Origin of the sequence: Mycobacterium nebraskense (assembly GCF_002102255.1) — a bacterium.
Classification (GTDB): Bacteria; Actinomycetota; Actinomycetes; order Mycobacteriales; family Mycobacteriaceae; genus Mycobacterium; species Mycobacterium nebraskense.
Genome location: NZ_LQPH01000108.1, coordinates 17,816 through 34,032, shown reverse-complemented (window position 1 = coordinate 34,032; position 16,217 = coordinate 17,816). Strand labels below are relative to the sequence as shown.

The following is a 16,217-nucleotide window of genomic DNA, read 5'->3' as shown; positions in this document are numbered from 1 at the left end:
GCCACATAATCACCGCAGAACACCTGCTCACCAAGCACATTGGGGATTCAGACCCCACTTAGCGGGGGGAACTTCGGCCTAGCTTGGGCGGCTCTTGACGTCGAAGACGACCTGTTCGCCGTCGACTTTGGTGATGCGCATGTGCGCGGTGTAGCGCTTGCCCTCCGGGCCGGTGAAGTGACAGTCGAACTCTTGGCCGACCTTGGCTTCGACGCCGGAGGGACAACTCACATCGTTCGGGCGGAATCCCGTTTGGCTCGAGACGACGTCGACGACGGACTGCGCCGCGCCGTCGGGTTTGACTGTCGTCTTGGAGCTACAGCCGGTCAGCTGCAGCGCCAGCAACCCGGCAAATACACCCGCCCCGATGCGGATACCAGTCGGCCGGCTCGTACAGCGTCGTGCCCGGACGGTGCGTGTCATCTGCGTGCCTCCTTGAGTGACGATCACGCTACCGCGGCAGGCATCGGTTCGCCGCCGCATTGATGGCCACGTAGCTATTGCGGTGGCAGGGCAGGTGGCGGGTACACGCCACGCAGGATCCACGGCAGCCAGTTGATGCCGTATTCGATCTCGTCACTGGCGTCGTAGTCGGGGCTGGGATCGAGTGGAACGTTCTCCTGCAAGGCCACGGCGGGCGGCGGCCCGGTCGGCGTTGCCTTGGGGGGTGCCGTTGGAGGCCGATCCGGTTCCCCGTAAACGGCCACCACGACGGTCCGATCCCGGGTGTTCTCCGACCACACCCCGATCTGGCTGTTGGCGCAGTTCGACATGATCGCGAAATAGCCGGGGTTGTAGTACCACTGATTGATCAACTCGATGCCGCTGATCGCTACGGCAGGGTTGATAGCCACTGTTTCGGCTACCTTGCCGTGGAAACCTGCGGCATTCGTGCGGTCTTGCGGCGTGGAACCGTCAGAGCCGATGTCGCCGTCGAGGTCACGGTTGTTCAGCACATCGAGGGTGTGCCATTGCGCGGCCAGTTGTAGCTGCGGGTTGATCTTGACGTCATTGCTGCAGCCGGCTTGGTGCTGAACGGTGAAGACGTTGGCGACCACGCTGTCGTTGAGCCGCTTGTTGTCGGCCTGCGCGGCGGGTGCACCAGAAAAGGCATTGGCGGCCATGGCGGACAGCGCGGACAGGATGAGCATGCGATGCTTCATGTCGGTCTCCTCAGTTGGACGCGGACTTTCGCAGCTGCCAGATCAGGGCGGGGCACAGCTCGTTAACTGCCTGACTGATCAGGTACGAGGCCTGGAATTCATCGGAAGTATTGAAGTCGTCCTTGACGTCGGCCATGACCTCTGCGTAGCTGCGACCCCGAGATATCTTGTCGCAGATGCCATGTCCGTACACCAACGCTGCATCGGCATCGGCGAAGTGATAGCCGGGACGCACCGTCACGTTGAGCAGATAGGCCACCACATCAGCGTGTGCGTTCGGTGGCACCGCGAGCAACAACGCACCCGCCAACGCCAGAGCCGCGAGCGACCTTGCGGATGGGTGTTGGAACCGGCGGTGCTGCATAGCGATGAGCTCAGACCGGATCGAATTGCGAGATCAGCCAGCGGCCTTCGACCTTGTCAAGGCTGACCCGGACACTGGACGCGGTATTGGTCGGCGCGTCGTGGCCGACCACGATGGACTGGTTGACGAACAGCAGGACGACGGCGTGGTTGGCGGAAGTCGACACTGACGCCGCGCCCGGGACAGTGGCCACGGCAGAGATCTGCTTTTGCTGTGCTCCGGGGATCACCACGTCGTGGGTCAATTGTGTGTAGGCGTTGAGGAAGGTACCCGTCAGCCTCCCCCGCGCGGCCTCGAGATCCTTCTGCACGGTGTCGGGCCGATAGGACAGCAGCGCGACGGTGCCGTCGGTAGCGGCCTGCACGGATTCCGCTCGGGCCACCGCAACGTCGCGGACGGAGGCGTCGCGCCATTTCAAAAAACCCGCAGCAGCTGCCAACGACAACGCCAAACCGGGCAGCAGCCCGTAAGCGATCACCCGTGACCAGCTGATATGACGCCAGGCTCTTCCCGAGCTGTCATCGGTATCTGGCGAGTCGACATCGGCGACCATTTCCGGCAGCGAGGCGGCTTCCTCACGCTCGCCCACTCGGGGCGACTTGACCGCGCTCATTGCACGAATCCAACATTGCAGACCTTGACCTGATCACCGACCTTCTGGACCGTGATCCGCATTCGCCATACCCGCGGAACCGGGTCGGCCTCACCGGCATTCGACGTTTGCACCGACACGGCCACCAGCGCCTGGGCTGTGTCCGGGGTCTGCGACTCCAGCCCCGCCTCGGTAATGGTGCCGACCGTGGTGGCCTTGGCTTGCTGAAGCACCTCGATGAATGGCGTTGAGCGTTTGGAGAAGTCGTTGTAGAACTCTCCGGTCGCGCTGTCCAGTATGCGGCGCACATCAGCGTCGGCATGCCGCCAGTCGATGGTAGTCAGGTTCAAGGCGCCCTGCCTGGCCACTTGCAGCAATTGACTACGCTGGGTCTGCACCTGCTGCGACTGGTGGACACGAAATCCTAGCCAGCACAGCAACGTCGCCAAGGCGACGATCACGACAAGCCCGAACAGTATCGCGCGACGTGCCGGCGCGGTTTTCCTCGCTCGGGTCGGCGGCCCGCTAACCAGTTCGGCCGCATCGGATTCGGCGGCAAGGTCCTCGACGTCGTCCCGCGCATGGCCGGCCGGAACGGCCGGTTCGGAATCAGTTGTTACCGACATACCGTTCTCCATCGACTTCGTGCTTGGTGGGTTGTGCATCGTCGTCAGCTCCCCGGGGGTAGCAACATCGATTGCCAGGTCTTGTTTTTCGGCGCGGTCTGAGCCAGGTCGGATCGCGTGTACTGGCGGCCGTCCGGTCCGGTATAGGTGCCGGTGGCCGGGTCGTACTGGGCTGCGGCGATGGGTGGCGGCGCCGGCCCGGGTCCGGGGTTGCCCGCTGTCCCCTGCCCGGGTCCGGGTGGCAGCTGGGGGATGCCCTGACCGGACAACGTGGCATTGGGGTCGCCTTTCCAGTTGTAGCCGTCGTTGAGAGGCACGTACTGTTCGTTGCTCTCGCACAACTTCACGGTGGGTGCCCGCTTGCCGGGCACGGTTTCACACGGGATGTTCCGGGCGCCGCGGACATTGAGCTGCGAGTCCTGCGGGACCCTGCAATACAGATCGCCGGCCGGGCGGCCCGGATAGTCCTCGAACGTGGGGATGCGCTGCTGTTGGGCCGGCAGGAATCCGGTGTTGCACGGCGGAGGCAGGTTGAGGTTGAGGTTAAAGCTCAGATACTGGCCCCGATACGCCTGCTTGGTGTTCAAGTTGGCAAGGATGCCCGCCTGTTCGGTGCCGATGGCCATCGGGAACACCACCAACAGCTGTTCGATGTCGCTTTGGTAGGTGAGTGCGACCTGGCCGACGCTGACGAGGTTGGCCAGCAGGACGGGCAAGGTGGGTTGCACGCGTTCGATCAGCTGGCGCATCTCCCCCAACGCGGGACCACCCTTGTCTATGACGCCGCCGACGGCTGCGTCGTGGGTTTGCAATTCGGTGGTCACCGCGGCCAGGTGTGATGCCCACCCTGCGATCGCATCCGAGGTGCGGGTCTGCGAATCCAGTACCGGTTGTGCTTGGTCGATCAGCGCCACCAGCGGGTCAAGATTCTTGCGGGCATCGGTCGCCAGGTCCGAGGTTCCCATGATCAGCCGGGAAAGTTCCGGACCAAGCCCGCCCACCGCGATATACGACTCGTCGACGACCGTTTTCAAGTTGTCGTGAGGTATTGCCCCCAGAGCGTTATTCGCTGCACTGAGCAGGGCGTTGATGTCGGGCGGCACCGAAGTGGCGGTCAGCGGAATGACGTCGCCGTCCTTGAGCGGCGGCGAAGTGGCGTTGCGGGGCAACAACTCGACATACGACTCGCCGATCGCCGTGTGGCTGTGCACCTCTGCCTTGAGGTCAGATGGAATTTCGATGCCCGATTTCAGCGACAGCACCGCCTGGACGCCGGTGTCGGTCAGCCGCACCGATTCCACCCGGCCCACTTCGGAGCCGCGATAAGTGACATTGCCCGTGCCATACAGCCCGCCGGCTTCCGGAAGCTCCATCTTCACCGTGTAGCGGCCGACGCCGAACAACATGGCGGGCAGCTGGACGAAATGCAGGAAAGTGACAGCCAGCACGGCCACCGCAATCACGGTGAAGATGGCCAGCTGCAGAATGACGCGGCGCGGCAGATGCAGCATCTAGGGCCCCTGGTCCCAGCGATAGGCCGTGGTAAGCGGATTGCCAGGGGTGCCTCGGTAGCCGGCGGTGCACGGGCTGGGGAACTGGCCGATGGTGCGACCCCATTGGAGTTCGAGCTGGGTCAGATGGCACTCCCACCGGGTGCCGGTCAACAGTCCCTGGTCGATCCGGCTCAGCGTGAGGTCGACGATCGCGGTCAGGTTGGCGTAGTCGCCACGTTGGAAATTCTCGAATGTCTCATTCGGAAACGGGAAGGTCGCCAGCAGGGACAGCGATCGTGTCAGGGCTGGACCGGCATTGGCGAGCGACTCGAGCACCGGTCCGACTTGCTGTAGTTCCTTGACCAGGTTCACTTTGGTCTTGTCGACTGAGTCGACGGTCAGGGCACTGAACTTGCTCAACTGATCGGCGGCCTCAACGAGCTTGTCTCGCTCGGCGTTCAGCACCGCGAGGGCATCGGGGACAGTTGCCAGGGCGCGATCCAGGACCGGTTGCTGGGCGGCGAACTTGCCGACCAGTCGGTTCAGGCTCTCGGTGGCCGCGACGATGTCACCGGACTGGTCGTTGAGGTGTGCGGAAAATTCGTCCAGCTGCCCGATCAGGCTGCGCAGGTCTTGCTCGCGGCCGCGGAACGCGGTGCTCAATGCTTCGGTAATGTCCTGTACCTGGCCCAGTCCGCCACCATTGAGCACCAGCGACAGCGCCGCCAACGTCTGCTCGGTGCTCGGGTAGGCACCGCCGCGTGCCAGCGAAATGACGGAGCCGTCGCGTAGCTTTCCTTGTGGCGGTTCGTCTTTCGGTGCACCGAGCTCAATGTGGTAGGAGCCCAGCAAGCTGGTCGTGCCGATCTTGGCCGTGGCGTTGGCGGGCAGGGCGACATCCCCGTTGAGTTGCATGGTCACCAGCGCGTGCCAGCCCTGACGCTCGATTTTCGTCACATGCCCGACCGTCACGTCGGCGACGCGGACCCGCGAGTTCGGCTGAATATTGTTGACATCAGGCATCTGGGCTTGGATCACATAAGACCCCGATCCGTTGCCCTGCGTGCCGGGCAGCGGCAGCGAATTCAGGCCGCGCCAGCCACAGCCGGATGCCCCGGCCACGGCCACGATCATCAGCAGACCCGCCACCAAGCGGTGCGAGTGGCCGGTTCCCACGGCCCTTTTCACTGGCCACCTCCCGGCGGCGTCATCAGGCCGCGCAGACCGGCAGCGGGGTCGGTCGCAACCGTCGCACTCGCCGGCGTGTCGGGAGCCGGCGGGGCGGCGGGTGGCGGATCGACCACTGGCGGAACGTAGTCGGGACGCATCCAGTCCTCGCTGTAGGTGACCTCGTTGGGCCTGGCCTGGGCCCCGACGAAGAGGTTCTCCCCTATCGGCGGGTAGTTGTATTGGCGGTTCTTCACAATCGGCGCCATGTACTGGACGCAGAGTTTCGCCGCTTGCTCGCCTCCTAATCGTGACGCGGCCTGAATCGCTCCGCACAAGAAGGCGATTGGGTTGGCCATGTTGTTTCCCGCTAGGGCGCCGGTCAGCGATCCGTTGGCGGGTTCGAAGATGTTGTTGAAGTTTTGTAGCACCGTCGGGCTGATGTGCAGTGTCTGTTTGATGTCGTCGAGGCTGCCGACCAGCATGTTGCTGATCGACGTGAGCTTGTCCGATGCGGTGCCGATCGCTTCGCGGTTCTCGGCGGCGAAGCTCTGCACATCGCCGACGACCGCGTTGAGGTCTTCGGCCGCTTGGGCGACCTTGTTCGGGTCGTCGGCCAGCACTGCCGAGACCGCTGAAAGGTTGTGGTTCAGTTGCGCGAGCAGATCGGCACTGTCGTGTAGCGCGGTAACGAGTATCGACAAATTCTTCAAGGTGGAGAAGATGTCCTTACTGTGGTCGCCGAGTGCCGAAACGGCCTGCGACAGTTTGATAATGGTGTCCCGGATCGTGGGTCCTTGCCCGCGCAGGTTGTCGGCGGCGGTATTGATCAATGCACCCAGCGTGCTGACGCCGCCTGGCCGGGTGGGCTTCAACAACTCGGTCAACCGCTGCAGTTGTGCCCGGAGGTCATCCCATTCGACCGGCACCACAGTGTGGTCCTGGGGGATGACCGCGCCGTCGGCCATGATGGGCCCACCCGTGTATGGCGGTGTCAGCTGGATGGCCCGGCCCGTCACCAGTTGTGGTGACAGGATCGCGGCCTCGGCATTGGCGGGGACTTTGTACCTGCGGTCAAACGAGAACGAGATTTTGGCCCGCAGCGGCTGCGGTTCAATTTTGAGTACCTTGCCCACCGGTACACCCCGGATACGGACATCGTCGCCGGCGAACACCCCGTTGCTGTTGTCGAAGTAGGCGACCACGACGGTGCGGGCGGCCTCGCCCGCGGTTCGCATCGTGACGATCACGCCCGCGATGAGCACCAGGATGAGGGTGGTCGCCAGCGCGGACCGGGAACGCCGCAGCTTCGCGGTCATGGGTTCCCTCCCGGCTGCTGCGCGGGCGGCCCGGGTGGTGGACCGCCGGGCGGCGGAGCGGGCGGTGGCTCCCGAAAGGGATAGCAGCCGGGGCCGGGCAATGGCACGCCCGGCAACCCGCACGGACGGTCGCCGGGGTTGCCGGTGACCGCGTCGGGCAGATTCAACCGTGGGTCGCCACCCTGGCCAGTCCGCGGGTACGGGACCGGCAACGCCGGAGTTCCGGGTTGGCCGGTTGGCGGGTCCGTCAACTGTGAGGGGAGCAACGTGGCCGGGTCCAGCCCGAGGTCGGAGAACGCGGCGCTGATGAACGGCTGCACGAATTGGCCGGGCAGCAGATTCACCACATAGGCCTTGAAGAAGGGACCGGAGGACAGCGATTCGCCGAGTGACATGACATAGGAGTTGATCAGCGGGATGGCCTTCTGCACCCGTTCCTTGCGGTTTTCGATGATCGAGAGCACCCCGTTGAGCTTGTCCAGCGTCGGTCGCAGCTGCTGTCGGTTCTCGGCGATGAAGCCCTGTAATTGCCGTGATACCGACGAGATGTTCGTCCAGAGCTGGTCCAGGGCTGCGCTTTGCGTTCGCAGCTGCGCCAACAGCGCGTTCGTGTCGCGCACCAGGGTCACGATCTGGTCGGTGCGTTTGGCCAGCACCCCCGTCGCTTTGGCGGCGTTGTCGAGCAGTCCACGTAATTGGGTGTCGCGCTCATCGAGTGTTTGGGCAAGCCGGGACACACCTTTCAGCGCGTTGCGGAAATAGGCCGGCGTATCGGCAAAGGTTTGCGCCATCGTGTCCAGTGATTCCGACAGCCGGTTGGTGTTCAGCCCGCTGATCGTGGTGGCGAGGTCGCCCAGCGCATCGGGCAGCTGGTAGGGCGACATCGTCCGCTCGATCGGGATGGGCCCGTCGAGGCGGCCTTCACCACGCGGCATGACGTCAAGGAACTTGCTGCCCAACAGGCCCTTGGTCTTGATTGCCACCTCGGTGCGGCTTCCGAGTTGAATGTTGTTGTCAATGTGGAACTTCACCAGCACACCGGGCCCATCGAGTTCGATGCTGGAGACCTTTCCCACCGGATAGCCCGAGACTTCTACGGTGTTGTCGGTTCGCAGCCCACCTGCGTCGGCGAAATAGGCGGAGACACTCTTACCTTGATCGAGAAAGGGCAGATTCTGAATTTGCATGGCGGCCAGGACAAGTACGGCGATCGTCACGATGCCGGCGGCGCCGATGATCAGCCGGTTGCGTTCCGCGTGTGATCTCATTTCGGCGCGCACCGCCCGGTGGCCTGACCGGCCACCTTGATGTACACGGGCTGACCTCCCTTGCCGTTGACCTTGAGCACGACATCGCACAGGTAGAACGCGAAGAAGTCGCCATACATACCCTGGCGGACCAGCGCCTGGTACTTGTCCGGCAGCGTGTTGAGCAGATTGTCGAGGTAGTCGTGGTCGGCGAGGACGACGTCCGCGACCCGATCGGTCTCGTGAACCACCTTCGAAAACGGCGCATGGGCTTGCGCCAGTAGGTCGGTGATGGATCCGGCTGCCGCGTTCGTGTAGGCCACCGCATTGGAGATGTCGGTCTTGCGTTCGGCGAGCCCGTGCACCAACTGCGATAACGATGTCACCGCTTTGTCCAGCCGATCGCTCTGGTCCCCAAGCGAACCCAGCACCACGTTGAGGTTGTCGACCACCTGCCCGATGAGCTGATCGCGGTCCGCCAAGGTATTGGTCACGGCCGCAGCCTCATTCAGAAATGACCCGATCGTGGGGCCCTGTCCCTGAAACGTCCGCAGCAGCTGTTCGCTGAGCGCGTTGACCTGTTCGGGGTTCAGTGCGCGAAACAGTGGCTTGAAGCCGCCGATCAGGGCGTCGAGGTCCAGCGCCGGTTTGGTGCGGGTCAGCGGAATCGTTTGGCGCGGAGCAAGGACGGCGAGACCGCCGGCCCCTTCTTCCAGCGCGAGGTAACGGTCGCCGAACAGGTTGTCGTACCGGATCACCGCCTGGGTTCCTTGCGTGAGGGTGACCGAGTTGTCGGCGGTGAACTCAACGCGCACGGTCGCGTCCGGGTTGATGGAGATCTTCTCGACCTTGCCGACTTCAACGCCGGCGATGCGGACCAGCTTGCCCTCCCTGAGGTTGGACACGTTGGTGAACTCGGCGTAGTACGTCTTGCCTTCGCCGAACCGCACCTCCCCGAAGACGGCAACCAGTAGCGCCGCGGTCAGCAGGCAAACCGTCAGGAAGACACCGAGGCGCACTGCGACGCCGCTCAGGTTTTCCTGCATAGTTCCTCTCCCGCTTGGTCTTTAGTGGGCTTGTTGACAGTCACGGTGGCGGCGCCGGACCGGGCTCGGCCGGCGGCGGGGCCGGCGGTACCCCCGGCCACAGCGGCACTCCGCCCGGTCCATACAGCGCCGCGCCGTACGGCGGGCCCCCTGGATTCGGGCCGATTGCCGGCCCGGGAATGCATTGCCGGATCGACGGTGGCTTGGGCGCGGCGCGGGTCACCGGGAAGTAGTCGGCCCAGCACGGATGCCCGATGCCGGGGTTGGGCCTGATATCGAGCCCGGTTCCCCACCCGGTGTTGGTGACGAGCTCGCGCACCGGGAAGTTCTTGGTGGCATCCGGTAACGACCCACAATCTGGCCTTCCGCCGGGGCCGCCCTTAGCGGCGACAAGTGGCAGGTTGTCGGGATAGGCATAGGGGTCGTTGCCCAACAACAGCGCGACATCGAGTTGCAGCGTCCGGCCGTCGGCGCCACCCCACGCCGAATAGCCGCCGTTGTCGAGATACCACTTGGTGCCCTGCAGGAAGCAGGTGTACTCGGGGTTGTATTTGAGTAGGAGGTTCGTGGTCGGCTCGAGGGTGTTGATCGACGCGACGAGATTGTCCCTGCTGTATCCGAGAAGATTGGCTCCGGAATTCGACAAGCCAATCACGTTGAGCAACAGGGCATCGAGTTGGTTTGAATGATTCACGACGGTCGTGCTCGTCGTGCTCACGGCGTTCAGGATCGTCACGATGTCCTGGGCGGCCGCGCTGTAGGTGTCGCTGAAGTTTTTTAGGGATCGCCAGTTTTGGCGAATCGTTTCGCTGCGCGCGTTGAGTGCCTGCAGCACCTGGTTGAGGTCGGAACCCGCCCTGCCTATCCGTTCACCTTGCCCCCGTACGGCATCGGCCACCGCCGTCAGCACCGCGTTCAATTTGAGCGGATCGACCATGTTGAGTAAGTCGACGACGTTCTCGAAGACGGTGTTGATCTCGGTGCTGACGTTCTTCGAATGCAGCACAGCCCCGGCGGACAGCCGCGAACGGCTCGGGTTCTGCGGTACCACCAGGTCGACGAACTTCGCACCGAACGCGGTGGTGGCGCTGATCTGTGCCTCGACATTGGCCGGGATATAACGGATTTGGTCGGGCTCGATCTCCAGTTTGAGGCTGGAGCCCGTCTTGTCCTGACTGGTCTGGTCGATCTGTTTGACCCGGCCGACCTGCACGCCGCGCATCATGACTTTGGCGCCGGTGTCCATTACCAGCCCGGAGCGGTCAGCGGTCAGCGTCACCGGCACGTAGGACCGCAGCGTGCCACTGAACGCCATCGCCGTCACGAGAACAACCACACCGATTGCCGCGAACAGGATCAGCGTCCACCATCCGTCGTGCAGACGGTGTCCATTTGGTCCGCGACTCATGTCACTAGCTCGCCAGGTGGAAGTTCGGTGATTGGCCATAGATGGCGAGTGTCATGACGACTATCGCGATCGACGCGAGGACCATCGAGGCGCGCACGGCCCGGCCGACGGCTTCGCCCACGCCGGCCGGCCCGCCGTGCGCGGTGTACCCGTAATAGGTGCACACCAGCATGATCATCAGGGCGACCACGACCACTTCGAACGACGACCAGAGCACATCGGTCGGGCGGAGGAAGGTGTTGAAGTAGTGGTCGTACACGCCGGACCCTTGCCCATAGACGACCGTGGTGCCGACGCGCGCGGCCAGATATGCGGTCATGAGGCCCACGCAAAAGAGCGGGATCGCCACGACCACCCCGGCCACTACCCGGGTGCTCGCCAGATAGCTGACGCTGCGGATCCCAATCACCTCGAGCGCATCGATTTCCTCGTTGATCCGCATCGCCCCCAGCTGCGCCGTGGCGCCGGCACCGACGGTGGCGGCCAGCGCGACCATGACGGTTCCCGGCTGAATCTCGCGGGTGTTGAAGAAGGCGGACGCGAAGCCGGTTAGGGCCTCTACGCCCACGGAGGCGAACTGGTTATAGCCTTGCACCGCCACGATCGCACCAGTGGTCATGGCCAAGAATCCGACGATGACCACCGTTCCGCCGATCACCGCGAGAGTCCCGACGCCCAGACCCATTTGCGCGATCACCCGCAGCAGCTCGCCACGGTAGCGCATGACGGCGTCTGGAATCCCGGCGACGGCGCTGACATAGAACCGCACCTGCGATCCCATCCGGGTCCATTCGCCCACAGCGGTTTTCGTCATACGCTGCATCCGCGTGGGGCTGCTGGGGACACTGACCGTCATCGGTTCACCTCACGACACCATGAACGGCATGCCGACGGCGGTAACGATGATGTTGATGACGAACAAGACGATGAAGGCGAAGACCACAGTCTCGTTCACTGCTCTGCCGACGCCGGCCGGGCCGCCATCGACCGACATGCCCTTGTAGCACGCGATCAGCCCCGCCATCAGCCCGAATAGCGTCGCCTTGATCATCGAGATGATGACGTCGATCGTGTGGGTAAGGGTGGTCAGACCCGTCACCCACGCACCCGCCGAGACGTGCATGAGAAATACGGAGCAGAAGAACGCGCCGATGAGACCCGTCGCTGTCACCACCGAACTCAGGGCCAGCGATACCGTCGTGGCCGCCAGCACACGGGGAACCGCCAGCGCTTGAATCGGGTTGATGCCCATGACCCGCAGCGCATCGAGTTCTTCGCGGATGGTGCGTGCGCCCAGATCGGCACACATGGCAGTGGCGCCGGCGCCCGCGACCACCAACACCGTGACGATCGGGGCGCTTTGGTCCACGGTGAAGATCGCACAGCCGGTGCCGGAAAAATCCGCGGCACCGATATCGGTCAGCAGCACGTTGAAGAGGAAGCCCGAAATCACCGCCCACGGGATCGTCATCAACACGCCCGGCAGTGTCGACACCCGGGCCACGAACCAGCACTGAAGCAGGTATTCACGCCACGCGAACGGTGGCCTGAAAATGGACACGAACGTGTCCAGCGCCATCACGAAGAAGTCGCCCATCGCGCGGACCGGCTTCAACGCCGGATAAGTCGGTCGATCGACCACCGTCACCATCGCGCTGCGCACCACCTGGATTCGATGCTGTGTCGTCGGGTGGAGTTGCTCACGTTGCCCCCCCGGACAGATTGAAGTGGACGAGTGACATCCGCGAGAGTACGCGGCACGCGACCATCATGTCCATAGCCAATACGCATTACAGCCGCTGACTAAGCCGTAAATAAGCAAGCAAATCGCCACAAGTGGCTAATGATGTACCTTGCCAGTACTGCCTGCATGCAGGCTGGGAGCCCTGCGTCCACACTGCTGCGCTGCGGCCCGGCTCCGGGGCATGTCACGTCGGCCGGACAGCTCACTCGGGAACCAACTGGAGCCCCCGACGGGCCACAGTCTGACGGCGTTGTGGACGCTGCGCTCTAAGTCGCATGACCTGCATCTCGACGATCTGGTTGTCCTGCCCCACTTCTACGGCACCGAAATGATCCTCTGCGCAGGCGATTACCGCGGCATTTGGTGAGGCGGTGACGTAATACCCACCCTGAGATCGAGATAGCGGAGCGCGGTTTTCAGGTCACCGGCGGGGCGGCGGTATAGATGGTCTTTGGTAGTCAAGATATTGCGTGACTCGGTCGTCGTGGTCATCATGCCCCTTTTGGTTATGAAAGATGAAGGCGCAGGCGGATATACGCGTGGGTCAGCACGTTTGCGGTCTGCTTGCCGCCGGGGCTCCCCGGTCACGGCGATCGTCTGACAGTGATCGAGCACTTCCCCTTTGCGGATCAACTTGCCATCCATTTCGACGTCACTGGTGGGCAGTCTTGGTGGCCCGAAAGAGGGAAGCGCCCGTAACCGAGCGGGGGTAGATGTGCGTGGGGATCGAGTATATGTCCATCGACGATATGCATCCAGCGTAGTGGTCTCCGCAGTAAATCACGATGTTATAGTGCATATATCTGCAATAATGTATTTTGTTAATCCGACACCGGTGCGCGACATCTGAGGAGGAGTCATCCGGATGGCCGATACCAAGGAAACCAGTGAAACCCTCGTCCGAGACTTTCTCGGGTCGTGGCAGGCGCGCAGCCTCGACAGCATCTGCCGTGGCTTCGCCGACGACGCGGTCTATCACAACGTGCCGGTCAAGCCGGTCGAGGGCATCGCCGACATACGCGCGGTGTTTCAGGCGTTCCTGGACGCGTTCTCCGATGCCAAGCTCGACATCCTGTCACTGGCCGCTGAGCCAGGACTGGTGCTCGTCGAACGTGTTGACTACTTCACGATGAACGACGGCCGGAAAGTCGTGCTGCCAGTGACCGGCGTGTTCGAGGTCAAAAACGGCAAGATCACGCGCTTCAGCGACTATTTTGACCTCGCGGACTTCGAGGGGCAGAGCGGGATGAAACTGTAGGTGATGTTTCTGGCAGGACCGGTAATTCCGGCGCGCACGAAGGGGGTTCGAGTCGATGGGGACCATTGAGACCCCGGCCCAACCCGTTAGGCGCCGTCCGAAGGACCGCAAGCAGCAGATCTTGGAGCAGGCGGTCGGGCTCTTCATCGACCGTGGCTTCCATTCGGTCAAGTTGGAGGACATCGCCGAGGCCGCAGGAGTCACCGCGCGTGCGTTGTATCGCCACTACGACAACAAGCAGGCGTTACTCGCCGAAGCGATCCGAACCGGCCAGGATCAGTACCAGAGCGCGCGTCGTCTCACCGATGGCGAGGCGGTGCCGACACCCCGGCCGCTGAACGTCGATCTACCGGACCTGATCGCAGCAGCAGTGGCGTCTCGGTCCTTGACGGTGTTGTGGCAACGCGAAGCCCGGTACCTCAACGAAAATGACCGCGCGGAGGTCCGGCGTCGCATCAACGCAATCGTCGCCGGCATGCGCGAAAGCGTTCTTCTGGAGGTGCCCGGTCTGAGCCCGCAGCATTCGGAGTTGCGGGCGTGGGCGGTGTCCAGCACGTTGACGAGCCTCGGTCGGCACAATCTGACGCTTGGAGCCGATGAACTCAACGAGCGGCTGTACCGAGCTTGCATGGCCGCGGCCAGAACGCCTCCGGTCTGCGAGTTGCCGCCTCTTGACGCTGTGCGCGACGAGGAAGGTGTGCTGTTCTCCCGCTACGAGACCCTGCTGGCCGCGGGCGCGCGACTGTTCCGCGCACAGGGTTATCCGGCCGTCAGCACCAGCGAAATCGGCAAAGGAGCCGGAATCGCCGGGCCCGGCCTGTATCGCTCTTTCTCCTCCAAACAAGCCATCTTGGATGCGCTCATCCGCCGCCTGGATGAGTGGTGGAGCTTGGAGTGCATCCGCGCCATACACGCGACTTCCGAAGCGGTGCAACGTCTGCACCGGCTCGTCGAAGGCCATGTCCGCATCAGCCTGGACGCCCCGGACCTGGTTGCCGTCTCAGTCACCGAACTGTCACATGCTTCAGACGAAGTGCGCGACGGCTACCTGCGGAATCAGGCCGACCGCGAGGCAGTGTGGATTGACCTCATCCGCAAGGTGGTCCCCGAGACGACCGCCGCCGAGGCGCGCCTGCTTGTTGCGGCCGCGATCAGCTTCATTGAAGATGTCGCCCGCACATGGCATCTCACGCGCTACGCCGGAGTCGCTGACGAGATCACCGCGATTGCGTTGTCCATCCTGACTAGCCGGTCAGAATCCAGCAGAGCACACTGAGTTTCGCATCTCCCGACGCAGCCGATCGGTATCGACTGTCCACGCGGCCAATCGGATTGCGGCTGGCGATCACGCGCGAACCGGCCGGGATTGGTGGGCGGACGAGGAGGTCGGCAGCAGCGCTTTCATGACAACAGACGGTCGCATCAAGGTCGTCGGCGCGCGCTGCAGATGCATCACGTCGATGAACTCCCTGGCGACACCCATATCGCGCCAGGTCATTTCGGTGACCTTTCCGAGGTACCAACTAGCGAGTTTCGATGTCAGCCGACCACCCCCATTGGAGGAGACCGCACCGTAGTCCTCTACGGTGGACGTGAACCAGCACTCGTCGAGGAACCGGCTGTACGCGCGATGGAAGCGCTTGGACAGTCCGTCGATTCGGCCGGCGCCAGTGGCTACTCGTTGGTCGCTCAGACACTTGTCCAGAATGCTGGCTCCGACAGCGCCATGCGACATGCCTTGTGCGTAAAGCGGATTCAGCGAGGTATTCGCGTCGCCGACGACGACGATGCCCTCAGGTGCGGACGCCAGCTTGTCGTAGCGGCGACGCAGATTCGCTGGGAACCGCCAGCGATGGATCTCTTCCAAGCAGGTCGACTCGCGCAGAACCTCGTACAGATCCGGGACCGGTAGGCCCTTCGTCCAGTCGAGGAAGCTCTCGATGTCTGCGCCGGCGTAGTCGCCCTGCCAGCCCAGCAGTGTCACGATCCAGCGGCCCCCTTCGATGGGCAGCAGCGCCGCGGTTCGCGTCGCGGGGGGCCTGGAGTGGATCAACATCGCCTTCCAGTCACGGGCGCTGCCGGATGGTGCGAACAATGTGGTGGAATAACCGATATCGACCTTGAGCTCACTGACTTCGGGAGATCCGAATCCGAGGGAACCAAGGTACCGTGGGGTGTCGGAGTTGCGCCCGCTCGCGTCGATGACCAGGTCCGCCTCCAGAACGGTCCCGTCGGCGAGTTTCACGCCCGTTATCCGGCTGCCGTGGGCTTGGTACCCCTGAACCTTTGTGTTCTCCAGCATTGTCACATTAGGCAGCTGCATCAGCCGCTGGCGGATGTAATGCTCTAGGAAGCCACGGGTTTGGCACAGCATCGTAAGCCCGCTGTCGAAACGTTTCTTCCATCCCCCGGAGTGGTACCAGCAGATATCGTTGGCCATGTCAACTTCCACCGAGCCCCTGGCGGGCAGGTCGGTGGTCAGACCCGGGAAATAGTGGTTGAAGACATTCTGCCCGCCACGCAGCAGGATGTGGCCGTGGTGCGACTGAGGCACGCCTTTTCGCCATCGCGGTTCAGTTGGCAGGCGGTCCCGGTCGATAGTGGTCACCGATTCGAAATGCCTTGCAGCAACGGCGGATGCGGCCATACCCGTAGTGCTGGCGCCGATCACGATGGCGCGCCGCCCTCCAAACCCGCCAAAGCGAACCGTGTCTTTCCCAGTCATGATCGAAGTGTGCGAACCGTGGCGGCGCGGCGTCTTGTATGACCTTGCGCTGTTCTTGGTACAAG

Annotated in this window: 17 protein-coding genes; 3 read left to right on the top strand and 14 right to left on the bottom strand. The window is 63.3% G+C overall.

Annotated features, from left to right (window positions below):
- Positions 1-78: 78 nt before the first annotated feature.
- From AWC17_RS12530 to AWC17_RS12470, 13 genes are all read right to left on the bottom strand, one after another.
- Positions 79-423: a DUF4333 domain-containing protein gene (locus tag AWC17_RS12530; protein ID WP_082123164.1), complete on the bottom strand. Its 345-nt coding sequence runs from the start codon at positions 421-423 to the stop codon at positions 79-81.
- A gap of 74 nt (positions 424-497) precedes the next feature.
- Positions 498-1,163 (bottom strand): CAP domain-containing protein, encoded by a 666-nt coding sequence (locus AWC17_RS12525; RefSeq protein WP_046186080.1) that lies wholly within the window; start codon positions 1,161-1,163, stop codon positions 498-500.
- 10 nt (positions 1,164-1,173) lie between these two features.
- Entirely contained in the window at positions 1,174-1,527 is a 354-nt protein-coding gene (locus AWC17_RS12520) for a DUF732 domain-containing protein (RefSeq protein ID WP_046186079.1), read from the bottom strand.
- Between the two features lie 10 nt (positions 1,528-1,537).
- Entirely contained in the window at positions 1,538-2,020 is a 483-nt protein-coding gene (locus tag AWC17_RS12515; RefSeq protein WP_082123165.1) for a hypothetical protein, read from the bottom strand.
- A 116-nt stretch (positions 2,021-2,136) separates the two neighbouring features.
- Entirely contained in the window at positions 2,137-2,745 is a 609-nt protein-coding gene (locus AWC17_RS12510) for a mammalian cell entry protein (protein WP_308292913.1), read from the bottom strand.
- Between the two features lie 44 nt (positions 2,746-2,789).
- Positions 2,790-4,256: an MCE family protein gene (locus AWC17_RS12505; RefSeq protein ID WP_046186078.1), complete on the bottom strand. Its 1,467-nt coding sequence runs from the start codon at positions 4,254-4,256 to the stop codon at positions 2,790-2,792.
- A complete protein-coding gene (locus AWC17_RS12500) occupies positions 4,257-5,372 on the bottom strand; it encodes a virulence factor Mce family protein (protein WP_046186081.1) in 1,116 nt (371 codons plus the stop codon).
- 50 nt (positions 5,373-5,422) lie between these two features.
- Complete coding sequence (locus tag AWC17_RS12495) at positions 5,423-6,724, bottom strand: virulence factor Mce family protein (protein ID WP_046186077.1); 1,302 nt, start codon at positions 6,722-6,724, stop codon at positions 5,423-5,425.
- Positions 6,721-7,992, bottom strand: a complete 1,272-nt coding sequence (locus AWC17_RS12490; protein WP_047323844.1) for a virulence factor Mce family protein — start codon at positions 7,990-7,992, stop codon at positions 6,721-6,723. Before AWC17_RS12490 ends, AWC17_RS12495 begins: the two co-directional genes overlap by 4 nt.
- Complete coding sequence (locus AWC17_RS12485; protein WP_046182932.1) at positions 7,989-9,017, bottom strand: virulence factor Mce family protein; 1,029 nt, start codon at positions 9,015-9,017, stop codon at positions 7,989-7,991. The genes AWC17_RS12490 and AWC17_RS12485 overlap by 4 nt, the downstream gene beginning before the upstream one ends.
- 40 nt (positions 9,018-9,057) lie before the next feature.
- On the bottom strand, positions 9,058-10,425 hold the full coding sequence (locus AWC17_RS12480) for an MCE family protein (protein WP_046182933.1): 1,368 nt from the start codon (positions 10,423-10,425) through the stop codon (positions 9,058-9,060).
- A 4-nt stretch (positions 10,426-10,429) separates the two neighbouring features.
- Positions 10,430-11,239, bottom strand: a complete 810-nt coding sequence (locus AWC17_RS12475; RefSeq protein ID WP_141224608.1) for an ABC transporter permease — start codon at positions 11,237-11,239, stop codon at positions 10,430-10,432.
- 51 nt (positions 11,240-11,290) lie between these two features.
- The gene (locus AWC17_RS12470) at positions 11,291-12,076 is read right to left on the bottom strand and encodes an MlaE family ABC transporter permease (RefSeq protein ID WP_046182952.1); all 786 of its coding nucleotides are present in this window, start codon (positions 12,074-12,076) and stop codon (positions 11,291-11,293) included.
- Between the two features lie 274 nt (positions 12,077-12,350).
- Between AWC17_RS12470 and AWC17_RS12460 the strand changes: the two genes are divergently transcribed.
- The 3 genes from AWC17_RS12460 (at position 12,351) to AWC17_RS12450 (ending at position 14,703) form a co-directional block, all read left to right on the top strand.
- Complete coding sequence (locus tag AWC17_RS12460) at positions 12,351-12,536, top strand: hypothetical protein (RefSeq protein ID WP_085164698.1); 186 nt, start codon at positions 12,351-12,353, stop codon at positions 12,534-12,536.
- Positions 12,537-13,034: 498 nt separating this feature from the next.
- The gene (locus AWC17_RS12455) at positions 13,035-13,427 is read left to right on the top strand and encodes a limonene-1,2-epoxide hydrolase family protein (protein ID WP_046182935.1); all 393 of its coding nucleotides are present in this window, start codon (positions 13,035-13,037) and stop codon (positions 13,425-13,427) included.
- A gap of 64 nt (positions 13,428-13,491) precedes the next feature.
- Complete coding sequence (locus tag AWC17_RS12450; protein WP_046182953.1) at positions 13,492-14,703, top strand: TetR/AcrR family transcriptional regulator; 1,212 nt, start codon at positions 13,492-13,494, stop codon at positions 14,701-14,703.
- Positions 14,704-14,772: 69 nt separating this feature from the next.
- On the opposite strand, the gene AWC17_RS12445 is transcribed toward AWC17_RS12450, so the two are convergent.
- Positions 14,773-16,074, bottom strand: a complete 1,302-nt coding sequence (locus AWC17_RS12445; protein WP_231614217.1) for an NAD(P)/FAD-dependent oxidoreductase — start codon at positions 16,072-16,074, stop codon at positions 14,773-14,775.
- Positions 16,075-16,217: the final 143 nt, after the last annotated feature.